The following is a 23,325-nucleotide window of genomic DNA, read 5'->3' on the forward strand; positions in this document are numbered from 1 at the left end:
TTCTCACAGCGAATGTTCTAGCTTCCCTCAGTGGTCTGCCGCCTTTACCCCCAGAGACTTGGCGCCATTGCACTTGCATTTCAGGTTGATTCTGACCTTCATTTCTTGCTCCTTTTCTCGGGCGAACCCGCAAATTCGAACTCGAACTCCAACATCGAGATGATGGAGGCGAAAACCAGCAGACCACCTAGGAAGTCTCCGAACATCCCACCCGCGAGAAGCAGAGCAGGTAAGTCGTAAACTGCAAGAAGTGTAGCTGCTAGTAGGGGTGGTTGTACAAGGTCGGATCTGCTCATACCAGCCAGTCGCGACTGGCCCCTCCTGGCCGAAAGCCACCAACCGGCCGGATTGCGCGACCGTCAGCAGCCGCTGCGGAACAGTCGATGGAAGTACCGTCGGCCTAGTGGCCACCGACGTTCACCATATGAATGTTTGTTTGCGCCGTCCACACCGCCCGTCTAAAGACCTTCGAAATCGCGTGCCCGGCGCGATCGACCAATCGGAGACGGACCCAACGGTGCAGCGTCGCATCCGAGGTTTTGGTATCGGGCGCGCCAAGTTTTATGGTTGACCCAGCATACGGTCCTAGCTCGCCGGCTAGCCAACTGGGCAGCGACCTGTCCTCAACGCGTCGGCGTAGAACGATCTGAAGTTCGTCCTCGGCGACAGCGCAGGCATGCAGGAACTTCAGAACAATCTGCGCATCAGCGTTGTTATCAAGCGCGACTTCGTGATGCAGGCGTGTCGTTCGCTGCTGAATAACGGCGATTCCCTGCGCGACCAGCTCGGGGTCCCGTCGGTGCAGATCTTCGATGTTCTGGCATAGGTGACGCAGCTGCGTCCGCTCGGCTTCGTTCATCCGTGTCTCGGCGATTGAGGCAACAAGGCGATCGGCGTCCTCCAGTTCGTCGATCTCGGCACCCAGAAAATTGGCCGCTTCGAGCGCGCCGCTGATCATGTCCTCGATGGCCGCTTCGCTTCGACCGAAATGGACAGCAATCTGCGACGTCGGTTGCTCATGCCTCGCCTTTGCACGAAGCATCAGGCACAGGTCGTCGAAGCTAAGCCAGGACTTCGGGCCCGTGTCGCTGCTGTTTTCGCGTGTGGCAACGACTCGCTCTACAGGTGTCCACCCCGCCCGGCTGCGCGCCTGGCGCAGCACCTCACCAAGCCCGCGCAATGCTTGCTCGCTGTAGGTTGCGGGCGAGATGCCCGCCGCGGCGGCAAGCACGGTCTTCGGTATCTCTTCCGCAAAGCGGAAGACTGCCTGAAGTTGCAAGAAGCAAGCCGTATGGATGTAGTGCATGAAGCTGGTCGCACCCGCGAGGTGTCCGGCCAGCTTCGTGATGGCCAGCATGGCGCGGCGGTCCATGCGGTCGGTGCTGTCCAGCAGGCGCTGGCGCAATGCATTCGCATCGCTCAGGTGCTTCAGCGTCGCCGGGTGCGCCTGCCACAGTCGGGTCCACACCACCGAACCATCGGACTCCAGGGCCATGAAGAGCCAGTTCGCCCAGGTGTGGCGCAGGCTATACACCCGAAATTTTGGATCACCCGTTACCTGACGAAGGATCTGTCGGAGCAAAGCGAGCAGCCGGTTGTGATGCGCCAGCCGGTCAGTACCCTTGCTTTGGGCGAATAGCAGTTGCTGCCTTGCCTTATCCGCCGGCATGGCAGCCAGCTCCGCCATCATCGATTGAACGCGGCCGGCGATGCGGTCCAACACCACGGTCGGCGCCAGCAGCGAAAGCGGCACCCGGCGGGTGGCCTGCGGTGTCTTGAGCGTATGCCTGTCGTACTCGCGAATGAGCAGGTCCGCAGCGCCACCGCTCGTCGTCTCGATGTCACCAAGCCGCAACGCGAGGTATTCGCGCGGCCGTGCCCCGCTCCACACACCGAGTTGGAGGATGTCCGTCAGGTCCTCGCGGTCCTGTTGGCTCAGCGGAGGATCTATGCAGACCTGAATGACTCTGAGCGTTTTCTCATACTCGTCGACGGTCATCACGCGGGCATCAACGCTGGCGTCGTGGCTGGGATCCTCGATGTCCTCATCGAGACCTGCCAATGGCTGCAGCGATTCCTCATGCTGCAGCAGGAGCTTGAGTCCGCGCTTCAGGTCTTGCCGCGACGCGCCGGACTCCAGTTCGTGCGTGATGCTGTTGAGGACCTGAGACCGCCGGGCTTCATCCAAGCCGTCGAGCCAGGCATCCCCGCATTCCGCGGCCAGATGCGGCAGGAATGTGCTGGCAACCCTGCGAAGTCCGAACATCGGATCGCCCTGCGCGCTGTCAGCTGTTGCGATCAGCGACGCCGCGGTCGCGGACAGCCAAGCCAGGGCGCCGCGCGCGAAGGATCCCTGTCTGGCTTCATCTCGCAGCGCAGACAGTGCTGACAGCACCTCGCCATGCGGTCGCCGCAGTGCGGCATCTGCCTGCTGAAGCCAGGCATTTGCCGCCGAGACGCTGAGCGTCACGAAATCGACGTCGGCTCCGGCAGCCGCCCAGTGGCCGCGTCTGGCGTCCTCAGCTGATGGCGGCTGTGCTGTTGTGGATGCACTGGTCAACGACTCCAAGGTCAACTCGACGGTGGGATCGGTCCCGCAAGTGTTCAGTACCGCGCCGGAACGCGCGGACTTCAGCTCGCACCCCTGGAAGACGCGACTAAAGCAGCTCGGCACCAGGGCGGTGGTGCTCATCGTCCGCAGTGCGATCTGGACCAGGTAGGGCGGAACACGCGTCGACCAGAGCGCCTTGGCCGCACTGCGCACCTGCCGCCAGCTGCCGGTACCGCGCTCGGCCGGGTTGCCGTACCTTCGCAGAAAGGCACTGATGGCCCTTGACGTACCGCGCAGCGTTGGGGTGGTCTCGAACGGCGGCGCCCTCAGGATCAGAAGTTCGGTCAAAGGATCCAGGAACCAGTGGACACGCTGGCGGCCGCCGGGCGCCGACGAGGGGAGGTTGAACGTCATGAAGCTGAAACCATCTGCTCCGGCGCACAGCTTCAGGCGCCGGGGCCCTGGCATCGCCAGCTGATCGAGAATCTGTGTCAGCATGAAGAGGTCAAGCGCCATGCTGTGGATGGCGGCGGACAAGCAAATTGCAACGGTCCAGGTGCCTTGGTCGTTGGTTGGCTGCTCGGCTTGCGCCCGGACGAACCTGTAAAGGGTGGCTTGCCAGCTGACGAGGTCCGGCAGCTTCAGCGTCGCCGATGTGCTGACCGGGGATTCGGCATGCGTGTTGATGGCAGCCTGCTTCGTCCTCACCAAATCGACGCCTTGCTGCTGAAGCCGGCCCTGTGCCGCCGAAAGCAATCGCAACCAGGAGGCTGCCTGCGTCTTCGGCAGGCGATGCCTGCGGCAGTACATCAGGACCTCGTGCTCGAGCTCGCAAGCGCTGCTCTCGTCGGCGGCTGTCGTTGCTTCGCAGGTCGGATCGAGCAGCACGCGGGCGTGGGCGTTCTGGGAGTCCGTCATGAACCAGAGCAGTTCGGACAGCAGGGCCCGGTCGCAGACCGCTGCGTTCCTCCGGACGTCCAACCACAGGCCTGCCCGAGGCTCAGGCAGACTCGGAGCCTCCCGGTGGTGGTTGTTCATGGATCGCGGCCTGGGCGGGCTGGTGGGTGGCTTCAGGTGCTGTGCGGGCAGTCGCCATCCGCCGGAGATGCCGAGGGCGCGCTCCGAGGCGCGGATGCACCGGCTGTCGACCGCCCGCAGACCTAGGCGATCGATGTGCTCAGCCATGCGGCTTGCGGCCTCTTTGACATAGGCCACCGGGTCATGGCTGGAGTTCTTGCCGTACCAGTTCTGGGCACGCCCGAAGTGGCCGAGGGCAGCGTCGATGCAGCGCGCCGGTGCATCTTGGTTCAGCCACTCCGTGCGCAGGAGCGCGCGCCCGAAGTTGACCCCGACCGGCAGCCCGAGTTCGGCCATTCGATCCTTGATGAAGACTGCTTGCATCGCACACAAGGACTCGTCCTCCCTGATGATGAACAGTCGTTGTCCCTGAGCATTCAGCGCGCGCCACTCTCCCAGAAGGTCAAGCCGGTGAAGGATGGCTGCGTTGTGCTGTTCGAGCCGGTCGACCATGCTCGCAACGAGTTCCGGCAGGGGCAGCAGGCGTGACTTGTCCTGGTGAGAGTTGTGCTTCTCAGCCAAGCCGAAGACGGAGGTCGCGCTGCAGCGGTCCAAACCACGGCGTGCTTCAAGCTGATGGATGACTGCGTAGCCACTGCTGGCCGCGCGCAGCCCGAGCGGCAAGGCCATGGTCAGCCATGCAAGGAGGATGTAGTCGTTGTGGTATGCGCGCAGCTGCGAGCGGCTCGCCAAATCGACGGGTTGTTCCAGTCTCTTTTGGAGTGCGTCGAGGAAGCTGCGCGCACGCTCGAGCGCCACGACACTGCGGCAGCCTACCCAGCCGTCCTGAAGCGAGCCGAGCGAGCGCGCTTGGTCCATCAGCCCGTCGTCAAGGCAACCATCCAGCCGCCGTAGGGCCTCGGCGTGGATGGCTGGCAGCCGAGCGGCACGCAGTTGTGTGTAGTAAACCCGGGTGTCAGCCGACTTCGCTGCATCGTGTCGGATCTGCCATGCCGCGACCGCATCGCCGTGGGAAGCCATCACAGCGGCCTGTAGCGACGCTGACAAGCGCCTGATCGTCAGGCGCGCCCGTGGGTCCTGGTTGATCGGATCTTGCGCGCCTTCCAGGCAGTCCTTGGCCAGCCGATTGGCAGTGGACGTCTCGATACCGAGCACTCGGCCGCTTGCGATCTCCCCCGGCGCGAGGCGGCCGAACCGAATGGCAAAGTCCAGCAGCTCCTTGCCAAGCCCTTTCACATCCGGGAGCAGGAAGGCGAGCTGCCGCGGCCGGCCGGCCGCGGCCTCCGACTCCGTCAGTTTGGTCTTGTACTGCGGAGTCGTCGTTGGTAACAGGAAGGCCGCAGGCACCAAGGCGTCGCCCTCTCGTACGGCAATCAAGAGGATGCACTCCTGTCTGATGAAGCAGAGCGACTCGACCAGCGCTTTGTCCAGCCGATCGACCGTGCGGATCCGGACGGCCGCCATGGTCGCCTGCTGCCATCCGTAGAGGACCGCTGCCTTGACCATCAGGCCGCCGGCTGCCGCATGCTGCGCCGCCGTTCCTGTAGACCCGGTGGCCATGGCCTGATCGATGGCGGCCTGAGCGACGCGCATCGCATGGGCGCGCTCCAGCCTCGATGCGACATCGAGGCTCCACCCGAACTCCTGGCTGTGGAGTTCGTACGCGAGCTGCATGAAGCGCAGCATGGACAACACGCTGGCAATCTCTTCGGTGTCGAAAAGCGCCACCTCGTCGTCTCGCGTCGACCACGGCGCGTCGCCATCAGCCTCTTCGTCGAGCGGGTCCGCCTCGTCACCGCCGGGGATAGAGGTCCACATGAGAGACAAGGCGCCATCGCCCCAGTCGCGGTCTTCGAAGCGCCAGATGCCGGTCGATGAAAAACTCACCCAACCTGGGCGAGGTTCGCGCCCACCGGCGCCGCCTCGGCGATCAGTCGGGGTGCGGACTTTGTCGGTGATGCAGCTGCGGTTGATGAGGGTGGGCAGCGTCGTCAGGTAGCTCTGCAAGCTCTGGAAGTAGCGAGCGGCGCCCTCTTTGAGGTTGCCCCTGATGCCAGAGAAGTCGGGGTAGAGCCTGGCGAAGTGACGTACCGCGTCAAGTGTGTGGGGGGCGTCCGGCAGCTGCGCCAACAAGCTGCTGTAATCGTTGAGGCTCAATTGCCTCAGCGCAAGCCCCACCGCTCCAGCGTGCATCGGTGCTGGCGCAAACTCACGATCGCTGTCGTGGCGCATGAAGGCGTCCAGGCCATCTGCAGCTCTCGACCGTGCCTCGAAATAGACCGCGAGCACGTGAGCCCGGGTGATCAAGAATCGCGTTGCGACATTGCTGCTGGGGCCTCCGTTTGCCAGCGGACCCGCGCCTGTCGTGACCGCGGACGCTTCGTGCGAATTGAACAGTGCAGCTGCAAGCGGATGGCGCCCGACGCCGCTGTGCAGCATCGGATGGTCATGCGCATTTCTCGGCTCCCTGAACATCGCATTGAGTTCGGGGTGCTGGCGCAGCTCCGGGCCGATGGCCGTAATCAGTTCGAGCAGGCCGATCCACGACGTGACCCTTTCCCGCCAAGGACCTGCCCACGTCAAGGCTTCCGCTGTGAAGACGTCCGAGCGCAGCGCCTCGAGCAGGTGGCTGAAGACACGGTCATGCGCGACCAAGAGAGGGTGCGCGCCGATGCGCCAGAGAGTCTCTCTCAGCAAGTCGTCGGAGCCGCCGGCGTCCTGGACGCAGGCTGACAGGCGCAGGAACGCCGGGCTAGCTGCCATCGACCGACCGGTGGATGAGCTGCTCATGGTTGCTCTCCGGTCGCGGCGCGCGCGCCATTGGGTGATGGCAGCTTCCTCGGGTCGCACCGCAGCGCACGGACCAGGCTCATCTTGGTAGTGCCGGACAGAGGGTTGGCATCTGCCGCCACCAACGCCTGCCAGACCCGGTGGATGTCGGGGTCTGCGAGAGGCCGGCTGAGAGGGGCGACGCAGCCCGCGATCAGGCCAGCCCCAGCCGCCATGAGACGCGTGCGTTGTGTGACCTGATGCGCGAGGCAAATCGCCGGGATCTGCGTGTCGTCAGGGGCTCGCCCCTGCAGCGCGAGCAGCACTTGCGGATTGGCGAGCCAGTGCAGACCGTCGGCGTCCGGGTTCCCGATCAGCACCAGCGGCCTCACGAGCATGAAGGCTTCGAGCCCAAGGGTGGACCAGTCCGAGTACAGCAGCGCCTCGCGCGCTGCCACATCCCATTCCCGCCAGAGTGCCCGAGCCTCCGGGTCCATGCCGGCGACCTGACCGATGCGGACCAGATGAAAGCTGGCTGTTCTGAATACCCGGCGCTGCTCGATCGAGGTGCGGCGCTGACCCTTGGAATCCTTGGACATTCTGACTCTCTGCTGCAGTTCCAGAAAATGGCTACGTGTGACCGTTGGGTAGCAGCTTATCGCCAGTTGATTATTTTTTAATAGGTATTCATGTTGTATTTTTGGTAAATATCGGGGCGAGATAATAATATCGCGCAGGGGTAATTCTGGAGTATCTATTAACTCCACCCACAGTCATGTCCTGCTGCGGGTGATAAGTTGAAGAACACTGCGCCGGCGGCTCTAGGGCCGCCGCGCCGAGAGTGCGTTGCGGCGCGGCGGTGTCGCTTCCGCGAAGCCGGGACTCGCGTGTGGTGTGTGCGGTTTGCAACTCGCACAGTTCGGCCGGGTCAGGGAGACCGTTGGCGGGCTCCGGCCGGTTCGGCTCGGCCATGGGAGGGGCAAGTCATTGATTCACCGCAGATTTCTCGGGTCTGGGGTGTCGGCGCGCCGTACGGGCTGCCTAATGGCACTTGGACCCTGCCAGCAATTCGGCGTGGTGACCTGGAGCAGCGACCGCCCGCTTCGCTGCCCGGGAGGTGCACGCGTTCATTCGCTATTCGCGAATGGCGAACGAGGCCGCGGCACGCCTCGGGCTGTCGCATGCCAAACCTGGGCTGTTGTGTTGGCTACAGCGTCCGAACCGAAGGTCGGTGGTATCTGTATCAGCACCTGCTGGGGCGCGCTGAACTTGGCGCCTCTCTCGGCGGACTTCGCAGGTGCTACGGCCCCGATTCCCAGGCGCGAACCTGCTGTCTCAACCCATTGAAGATGGCTTCAGTCATCTTCTGGGGGAACCCGGGAGGCTGCTGGCGCGTGATCTGCGACTGAACCGCCGCGATGGCGGCGGGCACCCGCGCCACCAAGTCCTGCATGGCCTGCCAGGTGCCGTCAACGCCACTTCGTTGTGCCAAGCCCTCCCAGTGCCGCGTCTGGATGCGCGCCAGCTGGTAGTGCGTGTTCTTCGACCGCACGGCCATCGCGAGCTTGGCTTCCTGCCAGGCGACCCGGTTGGCGCCCGCGCCGATGATCGGCCAGGCCGAGATCACGTCATACAAGGGCGTCATCCGGTATCGGCCGCCGGGCAGCAGGAACAGCGAGAAGTTCTTCGCGTGCCCGTCCGTGGCCGCCAGCAGCCAGAACGCCAGCTGTGCGCACAAAAAGCCCCGGACGTCAGCCGCTGCCGTGGCACTACCGCGCAGCACCTGCAGGCACTGGGCCATCCCGGGGCCGCCTTGCGCCTCATACTTGTCCTCCGACGGCAAGCCCAGGACCTGGCAGAAGTCTTCCTGCGGGATGCGGGCAATCCAGCGCTGCGGCGCGTCCTGCCATTGCCGGTCGAAGCGCTCGACCACCAGCGCGGTCTGATCGTCGAAGTGGCCGATGTCCGTGGTGGCCACCGGCAGGCCCAGTTCGCGCAGGAGTTGCGCGCACAGCCATTCGTTGTAGACCGACTCGCTCAAGTCCAGTCGGCGGCCGCCCACCAGGCCCAAGGGCAGCTTCAGAATGTGCGTGGTCGGTGTTGCCCCCAGCGGGCGGCACCACTGACCATCGATGCGCAGCAGGGCAGTCTTTTCCTGTGCGCCGGCGATCGAGATGCGCAGCGGGTCGTCGTCCACCGCCGCATCGAGGTCGGTGCCCAGGCCCGGCGCGGCCGCCACACCGCGCAGGTGCCGCGCCACGGCCTGGTCATCCATCGGCTCGCCCTGGACTTGGTCGAACCCTGTTGGGGGCTGCTCAGGCGGCAGCAGCTGCACGGCCCCGACGCAGTCCCGGCCGATGGCCTGCAGCAGCTCGAACGCGTCGGTGGAGCCGAGTTTGAAGCGGGCGCTGAAGCGGCGCCGGATGCGCTCGTCGTCCGGCAGCAGGTTGTCGAAGTAGTGGGCGACCACCGGCCCCGTGACCGTCCGGTCTGGCGTGAGGGGCAGCGACAACGACAGGGGCCGGACTCGCGGCGACGCGATCCATGACGGTTCGTAGACGAACCGATGCCCGCCGGTACGTGTGCGTTGCCAGGTGCCGACGCGCTCGCCGTTCATCCACACCCAGAGTTCGCGCGGCTCAGCCATGGCGCACCTTGGGAGTCGATTCCTGGGGTGGGGGCACGGGGTTGGTCATGCGTTCAAGCATCCCGCCTGGCGCCGCCCAACGTCACCATTGACCCCGCGGCGGCGCCCCGGGCGCGTCGTCCGGATGAGGCGCCGCCGAAGACGGGCGCTCCTGCCTGGACGGCGGCGCGCTCGCCTGTGGAAGCTTGTCATCGGGACCGGCGGGGTGCGCAGGCGTTTGTGTGTCTTGGAATCGGCCGCTCGCGCTGGGCAGTGTCAAAGGCTCGGTCTCCCTGACCACCAGCTGCGCGCCCAGCGTCGCGAGAATGTTCATGAACTGCTCGACGCTCACGCTGCCGGGCTCGCGTTCGATGTCGGCCACCCGTGACTGCACCACCCCCAGGTGGCGCGCGAGTTGCGCCTGCGTCATGTTGCGCGACTTGCGCAGCGACTTCAGAAGCGGCTGGAGTTGGCTGGTGAGTTGCAGCGGGTAGTCCATCGGACAATCGGCTAGGGACGATTTTTCAATGATATCGTCTCAGGGTGATAAATGCAAAAAATCGCCCTTGTGCGATCCGACTGTTTGCGCATTGGCAGGGGGCAACTGTCGGACCAGCAGCTATGCCTTGAACAGGCGTCTGCCCGCTTGGAACATACTCAGCTCTGGCCACACCGCGGCCCCAATGCGACCGTCACAGGGTCGATACGGTCACAGCTTGAAGCGGAGCGGCAGCGGGGCGCGGCGCCGCGCTCGGGGTGGTTTGCGGCGCGCCGGAGATGATGTACATTCATCCCAACGGTCGAGCGGGACTTGCAGATTGCAAGTTGGGCTGTTCGGTGAGGCCGGCGTTGTTCGGGCCTGGCGGGTGTAGATCGGGTAAGGGTCAAATCGCAGTAAGTGCTTGATTTGACGACATAACCCCCATCAAACCCTATCCAGCGCGCCGGACACCTTGCCTAACCATTAGCCTCATAACCCAAAGGTCGCAAGTTCAAATCTTGCCCCCGCAACCAAATTCAAGAACTCGAACAACAAAGATTGAATTGGCAGAAGCCGCCCCGCAAGGTCGGCTTTTTGTTTTGGTGCGCCGGATGTCGCAGGTGCCGCCGGTGGGTGGCACAGGCATGCCGTGGCATGCTGCGCGTCGAGGAGACGCCCATGCCCCCTGCGTTGCACGATGTGAAGGCCCTGGTGTTCGACGTGTTCGGCACCCTGGTGGACTGGCATGGTGGCATCGCCCGCGAGGCGCGTGCCGCCCTGATGCCCCTGGGCTGGCAGGCCGATTGGGGCCGCTTCGCCGACGACTGGCGCGCGCAGTACCAGCCGGCGATGGAGGAGGTGCGCGCCGGACGCATCCCGTTCTCCAAGCTCGATGTGCTGCATCGCCGCAACCTCGATGTGGTGCTGCGCCAGCGCGCCTGGGCCTTGCCCGAGGACGTGCGGGTGTCGCTCAACCAGGCCTGGCACCGGCTGGACGCCTGGCCCGATGTGGCCCCCGGGTTGGCACGGCTGCGCCAGCGCTTTCTGCTCGCCCCGTGCTCCAACGGTCACATCGCGCTGATGGTGGCGCTGGCGCGCCGCAATGGCCTGGTCTGGGACGCCATCACCGGCGCCGAACTGGCGCGCGACTACAAGCCCAAGGCCAGCGTCTACCAGGCAGCGGCCTCGGCCTTCGATCTGGCGCCTGCCCAGGTGCTGATGGTGGCGGCGCATTCGTCCGACCTGGCCGCCGCGGCCGATGCCGGGTTGCGCACGGCCTTCATCGTGCGCCCCGACGAGCATGGCCCGGGCCGGGGTGAGCGGCAGGCGGCCTGCGCGGTGGATCTCAGCGCCGACGGCCTGCTGGACCTGGCGCAGCAGCTGGGCTGCTGAAGGGGCGGGCGGCAGGCCCGGCCGCTCAGCGGCTGTGCAAGGTCATGTGCGACAGCGTGGGCGTGCCACTGGCCACCGTGGTGTCGGCGCTGGGGACGCGGGCCATGCTGGCCTGACCGGGGGCGGGCACCGGCAGATCGATCGGCAGCGCGCCGTCGGGCGCGCGGCGCATGGCCACGCCCACGGTCAGGATGTCGATCACCAGCAGCTGCAGGATGCGGCTGATCATCGGCACCTGCGTGGCCGAATCCTCCACATGGTCGACGGCCAGCACGGTGTCGGCCTTGCGCGCCAGCGGGCTCTGGCTGGCCGTGATGGCCACCACCGCGGCGCCGCGCTCGTGGGCGCGGTCGGCCACCTCCAGCAGCTCGGGCAGGCGGCCGCTGGCGCTGATGATCACCGCCACGTCGCCGGGCTTGAGCACGCCCACGGCCAGCAACTGCATGCGCGGGTCGGTGTAGGCGCCGGCCGGGATGCCGAAGCGCAGGAACTTGAACTGCGCGTCGTGCGCCACCGCGCCGTACTGGCCCACGGTGCAGAACTCCACGCGGTTGGCGGCCACCAGCAGCTCGATGGCGCGGTCGATCATCTCGCGGTTGAGCTGGCTGCGCACCTGCAGGATGGCGCTGGCCGTGTTGCCCAGCACCTTGGCGCCCAGCTCCACGGTGGAGTCGTCGTTGGTCACCTGCACATGGGTGATCGGCAGCGTGCCGGTCAGGCCCGAGGCCAGGCGCAGCTTGAAGTCGCTGAGGCCTTCGCAGCCGAGGCTGCGGCAGAAGCGGATCACCGTGGGCTGGCTGACCTGCGCGGCGCGGGCGATGTCGGCGATGGGCTGATTGAGCACCGTGCGTGGCTGGGCCAGCACATGCTCGGCCACGCGCAGCTCGGCCGGCGACAGCTCGCTGCAGGCGCGGCGGATCTGCGCCAGGATGGTGGCGCCGGGCGCCGACTGCATCACCTTGAGCTGCGAATCCAGGATCGCCGCGACGCCGATGAAGGTGGCCTCGGGCGCCGTGATCACGTAGGTGGGAATGGCCGCCACGTAGCGGCTGAACCGGCCCTTGTCCTCGAAGCGGGCGCGAAAGCGCGAGCGATCGAAGGTTTCGGCCAGGCGCGGCACGATGGTGCCGCCGATGTAGATGCCGCCGGTGGCGCCCAGCGTCACGGCCAGGTTGGCGGCGGTGGTGCCCAGCATGCTGCAGAACACGTCCAGCGTCTCGGCGGCGATGGCGTCGCCGCCCTCCAGCGCGCGGCGGGTGATCTCGGGCGCGGCGGGAGTGTGGGCGGCGTCCACCGGCGTGCCGGCATGCTCGGCCAGCGCGCGGTACATCAGTTCCAGGCCGGGGCCTGACAGCAGGCGCTCGAAGGACACATGCTCGAACTGCTGCCAGGCATGGCGCAGCACCGCGATCTCTCGCTCGTCGCGCGGCGAGAAGCTGGTGTGGCCGCCCTCTGAGCCCAGCGACACCCAGCCGTCACCGGCAGGGATCAGCGCCGACACGCCCAGGCCACTGCCCGAGCCCAGCAGGCCGATCACGCTGCGCGGCCGCGCCTGGCCGCCGCCCACCTGGCGCATGCCGCCGGCCGGCAGGCGCGGCAGCGACATCGCCAGCGCCGTGAAGTCGTTGACCACCAGCAGCGTGTCGAAGCCCAGGCGCTGGCGCATGGCCTCGATCGAGAACTCCCAGTGGTAGTTGGTCATGCGCACCTGGTCGCCTTCGACCGGGTTGGCAATGGCCACGGCCGCATGGCTGACATGCAGGTCGGCCGGCAGCGTGTCGAGGTAGGCGCGCACCGCGGCATGGAAATCGGCATGGTCGGCACAGCGCAGCGAGGCTTGCCGCGTGAACTCGCCCAGCGCCGTCTCGATGGCGAAGCGGGCGAAGGTGCCGCCGATGTCGGCGATGAGCCGGGGGCTGTCGAATGTCGCCATGGTGCGCAGGGCGGGGAACCGCCCGCCGCGGTGTTTGTGCCGATAATGGCTGCTGCCGAGCCGGGCACACCCACGGTGCGCGCCGGTGGACACCCGCGGTTGCCGGCGGGATGGGGCGCAGAGCGCCCGTGGCCACGAGTATGTCATAGGCTGTAGCCTGACTACATCGCGACGGCGCCTCGGGGGGCTAGTGGTTTTCCAAGGCCTTGTCTCCTAGAGAGTGCACGGGGCACCAGCCGCCTGCCGAACCTGCTCGGGGATCTTTCGGCTTGCCGGGCTGTTGTAGTTTTGCTACCTTCCGCGTCTGGCGCGCCCGGTGGGTGCGGCCTGGCCTGGCGTTTGCTCCGGGTTGGGTGGCCTGGACCGGGTGGGCGCAGTGGCGGCCCAGTCCGGATCCGGGTCCCGCCTTCGACAACCCGAGCCCCGCACCGTGGCCTTGACGACGACGACCGAGACCTCTCCTGCCCATCCCCCGGCCGTGGCGGCCACCTCCTGTGGTGACGGCCGGGCCGCGTCGGCCAGTCATCCGCGGCTGGTGGCCGACATCGGCGGCACCAACGCGCGCTTCGGCTGGATCGCGTCGCCCGGGGCCCCGGTGAGCGACGTGCGCACGCTGCCGGTGCCGGCCCATGCCGGACCGGCCGAAGCCGCGCAGCAGTACCTGGCCGACCTGGCCGCCGCGCAGGGCGCCGCCTGGCGTGCGCCGCGCCACGCCGCCTTTGCCGTGGCCACCGCGGTGGCCGGCGACCGGGTGGCCTTCACCAACAGCCACTGGGACTTCTCGCGCGAGGCGGTGCGCCGCGCGCTGGGCCTCGAGCAGTTGCTGATGCTCAACGACTTCGAGGCGCTGGCCTTGTCGCTGCCGTGCCTGGGCGCCGACCAGCTGCGCTGCCCCGATGGCCGCCTGCCGCATGCCGCCGGCGCGGCGCCCGGCCTGCTGGCCGTGGTGGGGCCGGGCACCGGCCTCGGCGTGGGGGCCGTGGTGCACACGCGCCAGGGCTGGGTGGCCCTGCCCGGCGAAGGCGGCCATGCCACGCTGGCCGCCGGCGACGACCTGGAGGCCGCGGTGATCGCGGCGGTGCGCCGGCGCTACCCGCATGTGTCGGCCGAGCGCCTGCTGTCGGGCATTGGCCTGCCGCTGCTGCACCAGGCGCTGGGCGAGGTGCGCGGCCAGGCGCCGGCCACGCCGTGGACGGCCGAGGCCATCGTCAACGCCGCGCTGGGCGGCCAGGATGCGCTGGCCGATGGCACGCTGGACCTGTTCTGCGCGCTGCTGGGCAGCTTTGCCGGCAACGTGGCGCTGACGCTGGGCGCGCGCGGCGGTGTTTACATCGGTGGCGGCATCGTGCCGCGCTTTGCCGACCGCTTCTTCGCGTCGGCCTTCCGCCCGCGCTTCGAGGCCAAGGGCCGCTTCCAGGGCTACCTGGCCGGCATTCCCACCGCGCTGATCACCGACACGCTGGCCGCCTTGAGCGGCGGCGCGCTGGCCATCGAGCAGCAGGTGGCGCTGGGCTGAGGCTGCGCGTCAGCGCAGCGTCACCGGCCCGATCTCGTCCATCAGCTTCGGTCCGGGGGCGCCGCCCGGCGTGTGGCTGCCGGGCTCGGGCGTGCGCTCGCGGTAGCCGCCGTCCCAGTCCCAGGTGTTGACGTACAGCTGCAGGCCCGACAAGGGGTCGGTGGCCGTCGCGTCGCTGGTCGGGGCGTGGCCGCGCAGGGTCCGCAGCGCCGACGCGGGCAGTGTGAAGGTGACCGTGTGCCGCCGCGCATCGGTGTCCAGCAGCGCGCCGGGCGTGACCGGTTTGCCCTCCTGCGTGGCCGAGGCGCCGTCGGCGCTGAACAGCGCGTTCGACCAGCCATGCGCGCGCAGGCGCAGCTGCCAGCGCATGCCGCCGGGCAGGGTGCCGTCCTGCAGCGGCATCTCGGTGCGCCCGTCGGTCGCGCCGGCGCGGCCCAGGAACAGCGTGAAGGCCACATGGTCGAAGCCGTTCGCGGGGTTCCAGCTGCGTGTCAGGCGGTGCAGGGCCAGCTCGATCTTCAGCGCGCCCCCGGCGCGCCACACGCGCAGACCGCGCAGGTCCATCTGCCGGTGCGCGCCCCAGCCGGGGTCGGTGGGGTAGCGCGTGGCGCCGTCGCGGCCGTGGTCGTCGCCGGCGGGGTCGGCGTGCTCGGCCAGCAGCGTCCAGGGCCGCGGCACGCGCAGCAGGCGCGGGGCGGAGGCCTGGCCCGACGCGGCATCCCAGGCCACCAGGCGGTGGCGGGCCCGCGGATCGATCATCGCCCCGGTGTCCAGCGTGGCCTGCCAGCGGCCGTCGGGGCCGGCGGTGACCGGCACGGCCTGCGCCAGATCGTCGTCGAGCACCAGCTGCAGGGCCTGACCGGGCCGGGCGCGGCCGCGGGCCAGCAGGCGGTCGTTCACGGCGTCGAGCACCGGCGCGTCCAGCACGGGCGCCGGGGTGGATGCCGGGGCCTTTGCGTTGGCGGGCGCGGCGGCCGGCCCGGCGGGCAGGGCCCACACCTGGCCGCTCAGGGGTGGCAGCACGGCGTTCACGCGGCCGTGGGCGTCGGCCCGCAGCGGTGCCGTGTCGCCATCGATGGCGAACAGGCCGGCCAGCGTGGCGCCGGGCAGGGCGCCCACCGGCAGGCCGTCCATCAGCGCCGGCTGGGCCGCGGTGTTGAAGGCAACCAGCAGGCGTTGCGTGCCGTGGTCCATGCGCCAGGCCAGCACACCGGGGCCGGCCTCGCTGCTGCGCAGCAGCACCGGCTGGCCGCGGCGCAGGGCCGGCTGGGCATGGCGCAGCGCCGTGGCGCGCTGCAGCCAGCGGTACAGCGGCGCGTCGGTATCGAAGCGGTCGCGCCCGCCCGAGCCCTCGCCGGCCGCGAACATCGACGCGCGCGGCTCGGTGAAGCCCTGCTCGGTGCCGTAGTACAGGACCGGGATGCCCGGCAGCGTCATCAGCGCCAGCAGCGCCTGCTTCAGCCCGGCCTCGCTGCCACCGGCCAGGAAGCGGTCGACATCGTGGTTGTCGACGAAGCTGGGCAGCAGGTGCGGCTGGCGGTGCAGGCGCATCATGGCCTGGATGCGCTGCGCCAGCTCGGCCGTGGGGGCGCCGCGCGCGAACACCGCGCCCAGGCTGCCGTAGAGCGGAAAGTTCAGCATGCCCGGCAGGCGCGGCGCGCCGTCGGGCCGGGTGGCGTAGCGCTCGATCAGCCGCGTGCCGGCGCTGCGGCCGGGCGGGTCGATCGCGAAGCCCTCGCCGAAGCTGAAGAAGCTCTGGCGGCCGGTTTGGCGGGCCACGCGGTCGATGCCTGGCGCGGCCGGATCGGCGGCGTGCAGGAAGTCGTCGAAGAACGCGGGCGGCACGTAGAACGCGGTGTCCACGCGGTAGGCGTCGACGCCGGCCTCGCGGATCCAGTGGCCGTAGCTGGCGCGCAGGGCGCGGCGCACGGCGGCGTTGCCGGTGTTCAGGTCGTCCAGGCCTGACATCTGCCAGTCCAGCACCTGGCTGCGGCGCGTGTAGTCGCGCACATCGGGGGTCCAGTGGTAAATGCCGTCGCGCCGCTGCGTGGCGTCACGTGGGTCGTTGCGGTCGAACGGCGCCTGCGTGGGCCGGGCTGTGGGCAGCGCGCCTGTGTTGGCCTGCCAGCCCCATGCCGGCTGGCGCGCGTTCCAGCCGCCGGGGTAGCCGAAGAAGTTGCCGGTGTGGTTGACCACGATGTCCTGCACCAGGTACATGCCGCGGCGGTGCAGTGCGTCCGACAGGCGCTGGTAATCGGCCAGCGTGCCCAGGTGTGCATCCACCTCGGCGAAGTGGCGCGCCCAGTAGCCGTGGTAGCCGCTGCTGCCGGCCTGCGGGTCCCACCACAGGTTGGCCACCGGCGGCGTGATCCACAGCGCCGTGGCGCCCAGGCCGCGGATGTAGTCGAGCCGGCGCTGCAGCCCGGCGAAGTCACCGCCCTGGTAGTGCGCCGCGCTGCCGGGCCGGTACTCGCCGGCGCCCTGGTCGTTGTTGCGGACGTCGCCGTCGTCGAAGCGGTCGGTGAGCACGAAGTACATCACCTGGTCGCGCCAGTCGGGCGAGGGCACGTGCAGGCGCAGTGGCGTGTCGGCGGCCGTGGCGGGCGGGATGGCCAGCGCCCAGGCCAGTGCCCAGCGCATTGGAACCGTCAAGAATGGATGACAGAGCATGTAGTAAGCCTACAAACCCACGCGCCGTTGGCTGTTGCCCAACGGCAACAATACCCCCGTACTTTCCCTAATCTCCGAGGGAAAACGCTAGGTTTTGGGGCCGATTCTGGGCTGTCGGGTCCGTTTGAGCGTCACCGTACGGCTTGGCAGTCAATCTAGTTTTAGTACAAACTCGTGCCGTTGCAGATTTTGCAATCCCTGCCGGGGACGGGCGGTGCGGTGATGCCGGGTTCCGGTGGGCAGGGGGGTTCAAGGGCACGAGGAGATCAACATGACGACATCGATCCAGCGCGCACGGCACGGCCGCCGCGCCCCGGTTTTCCAAGCGCGGCCGGTGGCCGCGAGTTGCGCCTTGCTGCTGCTGGGCGCCAGCGAACTGGCCATGGCCCAGCAGGCCAGCCAGGAAGTGACGGTGACCGGCATCCGCCGCGGCATCGAGAGCGCCATCTCGGTCAAGAAAAACGCCGAGAGCATCGTCGAGGCGGTCAGCGCCGAGGACATCGGCAAGCTGCCGGACAACAGCATTGCCGAGTCGATCGCCCGCCTGCCGGGCCTGGCGGCGCAGCGCGTGGCCGGCCGGGCGCAGGTGATCAGCCTGCGCGGCATGTCGCCCGACTTCGCGACCACCACGCTCAACGGCCGCGAGATGGTCAGCACCGGTGACAACCGCAGCGTCGAGTTCGACCAGTACCCTTCGGAACTGCTGGCCGCGGTGCTGGTGCACAAGACACCCACCGCCAGCCTGATCGGCCAGGGCCTGTCGGGCACGTTGGACATGCAGACCGTGCGCCCGCTGAACTTCGCCAGCCGCGCCGTCGCGGTGGGTGGCCGCTACTCGGACAACTCGCTGGGCTCGGCGGCCAATGCCAAGGGCAGCGGCAACCGCTTCAACTTCAGCTACATCGACCAGTTCGCCAACCGGACGGTGGGCGTGGCCATCGGCTTCGCGCACCAGGAAACACCGATCCAGGAGAACCAGGTCGGCCTGTACGAGCCCTGGGAGGTGAAGGACAGCAACGTCACGCCGGGCTTGCCGGCGGCCACCACCAGCTCGGGTGGCATCAAGGCGCTGCGCCGCACCGGCAAGACCACGCGCGACGGCTTGATGGCCACCGTCGAGGTCAAGCCCAGCGCGGCCTGGACCAGCGTCGTCGACCTGTTCCATTCGAAGGCCAAGCAGGAGGACACCGCCAACCAGCTGGAGATGAACTTCAACTACAACGGCGCCTACCCCTGCAACCCGGCCTGCAACTGGAGCAATGTCAGCGTGGTCAACGGCACCCTCGCGGGCGGCACGATGACCAGCGCCTACCCGCTGGTGCGCGGCATGTACAACAAGCGCGACGACACCATCGACGCGCTGGGCTGGAACAACCGCTTCAAGGCCGGCGATGCCACGCTGACGCTGGACCTGAGCTGGTCCAAGGCCAAGCGCGACGAGCTGAACCTGGAGAACAACACCCAGCTGGTGGGCACGCCGGTGCCGTATGACACCACCACGGTGCGCTTCCGCTCGAACGACTTCTCCACCTTTGCGCTGACGCGCGACTACTCGAACCCGGCCACGCTGTTCCTGCGCGGCACCATCTACGGCTCGGGCTACGGCAAGGTGCCGCATGTGGATGACGAGCTCAAGAGCTTCAAGCTCAGCGGTGCGATGCCTGCGCCCAAGGGCTTGCCGCTGATCAGCGACATCGAGGTGGGGCTGAACTACGCCGACCGGCAGAAGAACAAGACCCAGCCCGAAGCCAACATCAATGTCGGTGCGCAGGGTGACACCGTCATCGGCTCCGACCTGCAGTACGGCCTGGTCAACCTGGGTTTTGCCGGCCTCGGCTCGGTGCCCAGCTGGAACGTGCCTGGCGCTGTGTCGCGCTACATGACCTTCTCGCCCAGCTCTACGGCCTTCCCGTACCTGATCGCCAAGGCCTGGTCGGTGAGCGAGAAGATCACCACCGCCTTCCTGAAGGGCAACATCGACAGCGAGTGGGCCGGATTCCCGGTGCGCGGCAACGTGGGTGTGCAGCTGCAGCGGGCCGACCAGAGCTCCACCGGCATGCGCCTGGTCAACAACGTGGCCGCGCCCGTGGCCGACGGCAAGACCTACACCGACGTGCTGCCCAGCCTGAACCTCGCCTTCGACCTGGGCCAGGAGCAGACCCTGCGCCTGGGCCTGGCCAAGCAGGTGGCCCGCCCGCGCGTCGATGAACTGCGCAGCTCGCTGGACTTCGGCATCGACAACGCCACCGGCAAGCCCGGCGGCAGTGGCGGCAATGCCAAGCTCGACCCCTGGCGCGCCAATGCGCTGGACCTGTCGTACGAGAAATACTTCGGCAACAAGGCCTATGTGGCGGTGGCGGGCTTCTACAAGGACCTGCGCAGCTACATCTACAAGCAGACGATCTCGAACTACGACTACTCGGGCTTCATCGCCGGCCTGGTGCCGGCCAACAGCTGCACCGTGGGCGGCGTGACCAACCAGCCCTGCCCGCCCATCCTGGCGACCGGCAACTACACCGCGCCGTTCAACGGCAGCGGTGGCAAGTTGTCGGGCGTGGAGATGTCGGCATCGCTGCCGCTGGACAAGCTGACGCCGGCGCTCAAGGGCTTCGGCGTGGTGGCCAGCATGACTTTCAACCACAGCAACATCAGCATCGACCTCAGCCAGGACGGCGACAACCGCGGCAGCCTGGGCAAGGCCAGCATCGGGCTGCCTGGCCTGTCCAAGCGCGTCAGCAACCTGACTGCCTACTACGAGGCCAATGGCTTCGAGGTTCGCGTCAGCCAGCGCCGCCGCTCGGACTTCATCGGCGAGATCGGCGACTTCGCGGCGAACCGCAAGCTGCGCTATGTGGTGGGCGAGAACATCACCGACCTGCAGGTGGGCTACAGCTTCGCCGAGGGCCGCTTCAAGGGGCTCTCGCTGACGGCGCAGGTGAACAACCTCACCGACGAGGCCTACCAGACCTACTCCGGCACGCGTGACCGTCCGCTGGAGTACATCAAGTGGGGTCGTTCGGTGCTGCTGGGCGCGAACTACCGGTTCTGAGTGCCGGCCCGCATCGCCTGGGGGCGATGCGGATGCCGAAAGCGCTTGCAAGCCGATAGGCTGGAGGGGCCGGCCGGGCCGCTGTGGCGGCCCGGCCGGCCTTTGTTGTCTTTGGCCGCCGAGCCCAGGAAGTGAATCCGCATGCTCCGACGACCTCCTCCTGTGCGCAGCGCGCAGGTCCCGTCGATGTCACCGCACCGTGGACTCTCCTGGCGGGCCTGGTCATGGGCCCTGGCCTGCGCCCTGCTGGGGGCGTGGATGGTGTGGTCGGGTGCGCTGCCCGGCGTGTCGACGGCCCGCGCGGCCGAGGCAGCTGCAACGGGGACGCCGCCGTCGGCCCGCGCGCTGTTCGAGCCCGAGGTCTTCAGCGATGCACTGCTGTCGCCCGACGGCCGCCGCGTGGCCGTGAAGGTGCGCGCCAAGGACCGTCAGTTCAACAGCCTGGTGGTCATCGAGTTGGCCACGCTCACGCCCACCCCGGTGGCCTCGTTCTCCGAGGTGGGCATCGGTCAGGTGCACTGGGTGAACGACAAGCGCCTGGTGTTCTCGGCCGCGGCCTGGCGGCTGCCCGGCAACGAGCGCCACATCAACCCCGGCCTGTTCGCGGTGGATGCCGACGGCCAGCGCTTCCGCCAGCTGGTGGAGACGCGCGGCGCCTTCGTCAAGAACGGCCTGGCGCGCGAACTGCTGCCGCAGTGGACCTCGTTGCACAGCACCGCGCGGCGCCGCGACAGCACGCAGGTGCACGTGGTCACGGTGGAGCACTACAGCCAGCGCGTGGGCGTGGACTACGAGCGCCTGCGCCGGCTCGACACCGTGAGCGGCGCCGATGGCGACATCGACGCGCCGGTGCATGCCGTGGCCTGGGCGCTGGACGACCAGGATGAGTTGCGCGCCGTGCTCACCGAGCATGAGAACCGCAAGGCCCTGCACTGGCGCGAGCCCGGCGGCCGCTGGCGCCAGCTGGCCGAGGGCGATGCGCTGACCAGCGCCTTCACGCCCTGGCGCGTGGATCCCGATGGCACGCTGTGGGTGCACACCCACGGCGCGGGCAACACGCTGGGCGTGTATGCCTGGGACTTTGCCGCCGGCAAGCCGGGCACGCGTGCGCTGGCGGTGTCGAAGGACTATGACCTGGACCCGCAGCCGGTGCAGGGCGACGGCCGCCTGCTGGGCCTGCGCCTGGTGACCGACACCCGCGTGACGCACTGGCTCGACAAAGACCTGCAGGCGCTGCAGGACGGCATCGACGCGGCCCTGCCCGCCACCACCAACCGCCTGAGCGTGGCGCGCCATGGCGACTCGCCCTGGGTGCTGGTGGACAGCCACAGCGACACCCAGCCCGGCATCAGCCGCCTGTACAACCGCCAGACGCGCAAGATGTTGACGTTGGGCGAGGCCCGGCCGGCGCTGCGCGGCGTGCCCATGGCCACGATGGATCTGGTGCACTACGCCGCACGCGACGGGTTGAAGATCCCGGCCTGGCTGAGCCTGCCGCCCGGCACTGCCGGCCACGCGGGCGGCGCCGGCAACCCCATCAAGCCGCGCCAGCCGCTGCCGCTGCTGCTGTGGGTGCATGGCGGGCCCTGGGTGCGCGGCCAGCACTGGCGCTGGGATGCCGAGGTGCAGTTCCTGGCCACGCGCGGCTATGCCGTGCTGCAGCCCGAGTTCCGTGGCTCCACCGGCTTCGGCTCGCATCACTTCGAGGCCGGCTGGAAGCAGTGGGGCCAGGCCATGCAGGACGATCTGGCCGATGGCGTGCGCTGGGCCGTGGCCCAGGGCATCGCCGACCCGAAGCGCGTGTGCCTCATCGGCGCCAGCTACGGCGGTTATGCGGCGCTGATGGGCCTGGTGAAAGACCCCGGGCTGTACCGCTGCGCCGTGCAATGGGTGGGCGTGACCGACCCGATGCTGATGTACGAGGCCACCTGGAGCGACATCACCGATGCGGCCAAGGCCTACGGCTATCCGCAGCTGATCGGCGACCCCAAGGCCGACGCCGCGATGCTGGCCGCCAACTCGCCGCTGAAGCAGGCCGCGCGCATCCAGGCCCCGGTGCTGATGGCCTACGGCGAGAAGGACCAGCGCGTGCCGCTGGTGCACGGCGAGAAGCTGCGCGACGCGCTGCGCGCGCGCCAGCACCCGCTGGAATGGATCACGTACCCCAACGAGGGCCACGGCTGGCTGGCGCTGGAGACGAACATCGACTTCTGGGGCCGGGTGGAGCGCTTCCTGGGCCAGCACCTGGGCGCTGGCGCGGCGTCCGACACGCCAGCCGCACCACGGCGCGAATGACAAGCCGGCCATTCCCCGGTCATCGGCCTGTCATGCTGGGCTACGATGGCCGGATGCCCCGGATCGACGTGCGCCGCCGCCAAGCCCTGCTGAACAGCCTGGGGGCGTTGGGCGGCCTGTGCGCCGCGGCGGCCCCGCTGCCGCTGCGCGCCTGGGGCGCCGACCCGGTGCCGCAGTGCGGCAAGGCCGCGCCGCCGGCCTATCCGCCGGTGGACAAGCCGCCGCTGATCCAGTGCTGGGTGGACGGCCTGCGCCAGGACGGCCCGCTGCCCGACTGCTCGCCGCTGCGCCAGCAGGACGCCGTGCTGGTGATCCGCCTGACCGCCAGCTATGTGGCGCCGGGCACGCTGGACGACCAGCTGGCGCGGGTGGGCGCGGTGTCCACGCTGAAGGGCATGCCGTACTGGAGCTTCACCGACAAGCAGCGCCAGCCGCTGATCCGCGAGGCCTATGCCATCGAGTCGGCCGAGTCGATGAAGCCGCGCGCCGATTTCAGCGTGGCCGAACTCAAGCGCGGGCAGGACGTGTTCTTCGCCCACAGCGACAACCGCTCGTCGGCCCTGGTGCCCTTCGTGATGCGGCTGACGCAGCAGGACGCCACCGGCTTTGCGCTGCGCGTGGAGAGCCTGGGCGACATCAAGTTCATGGGCTTCACCGTGCTGGCTGCGCACGAGATCCAGTGGGGCGTGCGCATCGACCACCTGGGCGGCAACCGCTTCGGCTACCGCAGCCTGCTGGGTGTGCGCAAGCTGCGCATGGGGGCGGCGGACAAGCACCGGCAATCCAACCTGGCGCGGGCGGCGGCGATGTTCGACTTGCTGTCGGGGCGGGTGACGGAGGTGGAGTCCTATCGGTGACTCGGTGTCTCTTGTTGGTTCGTGCTGCTTGCGGGTTGTCGCCCATTTTTCGTGATAGCCCGCCGGTCTCGCCCGGCCGGCGAGGTCCTTTCTTGTCGCGACAAGAAAGGACCCAAAGAAGCGCTTTCTGAACTTTCCGGTGAGGCCC

General features: G+C 68.3%; 11 protein-coding genes. 5 read left to right on the forward strand and 6 right to left on the reverse strand.

Features of this window, described 5'->3' with window-relative positions; translation table 11 throughout:
* Window positions 1–400: 400 nt before the first annotated feature.
* From AACH10_RS04940 to AACH10_RS04955, 4 genes are all read right to left on the reverse strand, one after another.
* Window positions 401–6,379 carry a hypothetical protein gene (locus AACH10_RS04940; protein WP_341409259.1) on the reverse strand — a complete coding sequence of 1,993 codons (5,979 nt, stop codon included), beginning with the start codon at window positions 6,377–6,379 and terminating at the stop codon, window positions 401–403.
* Complete coding sequence (locus AACH10_RS04945; RefSeq protein WP_341409260.1) at window positions 6,376–6,957, reverse strand: hypothetical protein; 582 nt, start codon at window positions 6,955–6,957, stop codon at window positions 6,376–6,378. Before AACH10_RS04945 ends, AACH10_RS04940 begins: the two co-directional genes overlap by 4 nt.
* 701 nt (window positions 6,958–7,658) lie before the next feature.
* Window positions 7,659–9,005, reverse strand: a complete 1,347-nt coding sequence (locus tag AACH10_RS04950; protein WP_341409261.1) for a type II toxin-antitoxin system HipA family toxin — start codon at window positions 9,003–9,005, stop codon at window positions 7,659–7,661.
* 82 nt (window positions 9,006–9,087) lie between these two features.
* A complete protein-coding gene (locus tag AACH10_RS04955; RefSeq protein ID WP_341409262.1) occupies window positions 9,088–9,483 on the reverse strand; it encodes a helix-turn-helix domain-containing protein in 396 nt (131 codons plus the stop codon).
* A 660-nt stretch (window positions 9,484–10,143) separates the two neighbouring features.
* On the opposite strand from AACH10_RS04955, the gene AACH10_RS04960 reads away from it, so the two are divergent.
* Complete coding sequence (locus tag AACH10_RS04960) at window positions 10,144–10,857, forward strand: haloacid dehalogenase type II (RefSeq protein ID WP_341409263.1); 714 nt, start codon at window positions 10,144–10,146, stop codon at window positions 10,855–10,857.
* A gap of 25 nt (window positions 10,858–10,882) precedes the next feature.
* Here the strand turns inward: AACH10_RS04960 and AACH10_RS04965 are convergent, their stop codons facing one another.
* Complete coding sequence (locus AACH10_RS04965) at window positions 10,883–12,790, reverse strand: glucokinase (RefSeq protein WP_341409264.1); 1,908 nt, start codon at window positions 12,788–12,790, stop codon at window positions 10,883–10,885.
* A gap of 430 nt (window positions 12,791–13,220) precedes the next feature.
* Here AACH10_RS04965 and glk point away from each other — a divergent pair, with 430 nt between their 5' ends.
* Window positions 13,221–14,306, forward strand: coding sequence for a glucokinase (glk, locus tag AACH10_RS04970; protein WP_341409265.1), 1,086 nt, complete (start codon window positions 13,221–13,223; stop codon window positions 14,304–14,306).
* Window positions 14,307–14,315: 9 nt separating this feature from the next.
* On the opposite strand, the gene AACH10_RS04975 is transcribed toward glk, so the two are convergent.
* Window positions 14,316–16,946, reverse strand: coding sequence for an alpha-amylase family glycosyl hydrolase (locus AACH10_RS04975; RefSeq protein ID WP_341409266.1), 2,631 nt, complete (start codon window positions 16,944–16,946; stop codon window positions 14,316–14,318).
* 301 nt (window positions 16,947–17,247) lie between these two features.
* On the opposite strand from AACH10_RS04975, the gene AACH10_RS04980 reads away from it, so the two are divergent.
* From AACH10_RS04980 to AACH10_RS04990, 3 genes are all read left to right on the forward strand, one after another.
* Window positions 17,248–20,025 carry a TonB-dependent receptor gene (locus tag AACH10_RS04980; protein ID WP_341409267.1) on the forward strand — a complete coding sequence of 926 codons (2,778 nt, stop codon included), beginning with the start codon at window positions 17,248–17,250 and terminating at the stop codon, window positions 20,023–20,025.
* 186 nt (window positions 20,026–20,211) lie between these two features.
* Window positions 20,212–22,320, forward strand: a complete 2,109-nt coding sequence (locus tag AACH10_RS04985) for a S9 family peptidase (RefSeq protein WP_341409268.1) — start codon at window positions 20,212–20,214, stop codon at window positions 22,318–22,320.
* A 53-nt stretch (window positions 22,321–22,373) separates the two neighbouring features.
* Window positions 22,374–23,177, forward strand: a complete 804-nt coding sequence (locus AACH10_RS04990) for a DUF6675 family protein (RefSeq protein ID WP_341409269.1) — start codon at window positions 22,374–22,376, stop codon at window positions 23,175–23,177.
* The last annotated feature ends 148 nt before the right edge of the window (window positions 23,178–23,325 follow it).

Source organism: Pseudaquabacterium inlustre (genome assembly GCF_038066595.1).
In the GTDB taxonomy this organism is placed as follows: domain Bacteria; phylum Pseudomonadota; class Gammaproteobacteria; order Burkholderiales; family Burkholderiaceae_C; genus Pseudaquabacterium; species Pseudaquabacterium inlustre.

Bases quoted from the DNA above. Each gene is read 5' to 3' on its own strand.
- AACH10_RS04950 (WP_341409261.1), bottom strand. From the start codon at position 9,005: ATGGCTGAGCCGCGCGAACTCTGGGTGTGGATGAACGGCGAGCGCGTC.
- AACH10_RS04975 (WP_341409266.1), bottom strand. From the start codon at position 16,946: ATGCGCTGGGCACTGGCCTGGGCGCTGGCCATCCCGCCCGCCACGGCC.
- AACH10_RS04965 (WP_341409264.1), bottom strand. From the start codon at position 12,790: ATGGCGACATTCGACAGCCCCCGGCTCATCGCCGACATCGGCGGCACC.
- AACH10_RS04945 (WP_341409260.1), bottom strand. From the start codon at position 6,957: ATGTCCAAGGATTCCAAGGGTCAGCGCCGCACCTCGATCGAGCAGCGC.
- AACH10_RS04960 (WP_341409263.1), top strand. From the start codon at position 10,144: ATGCCCCCTGCGTTGCACGATGTGAAGGCCCTGGTGTTCGACGTGTTC.
- AACH10_RS04980 (WP_341409267.1), top strand. From the start codon at position 17,248: ATGACGACATCGATCCAGCGCGCACGGCACGGCCGCCGCGCCCCGGTT.
- AACH10_RS04940 (WP_341409259.1), bottom strand. From the start codon at position 6,379: ATGAGCAGCTCATCCACCGGTCGGTCGATGGCAGCTAGCCCGGCGTTC.
- AACH10_RS04985 (WP_341409268.1), top strand. From the start codon at position 20,212: ATGTCACCGCACCGTGGACTCTCCTGGCGGGCCTGGTCATGGGCCCTG.
- AACH10_RS04990 (WP_341409269.1), top strand. From the start codon at position 22,374: ATGCCCCGGATCGACGTGCGCCGCCGCCAAGCCCTGCTGAACAGCCTG.
- AACH10_RS04955 (WP_341409262.1), bottom strand. From the start codon at position 9,483: ATGGACTACCCGCTGCAACTCACCAGCCAACTCCAGCCGCTTCTGAAG.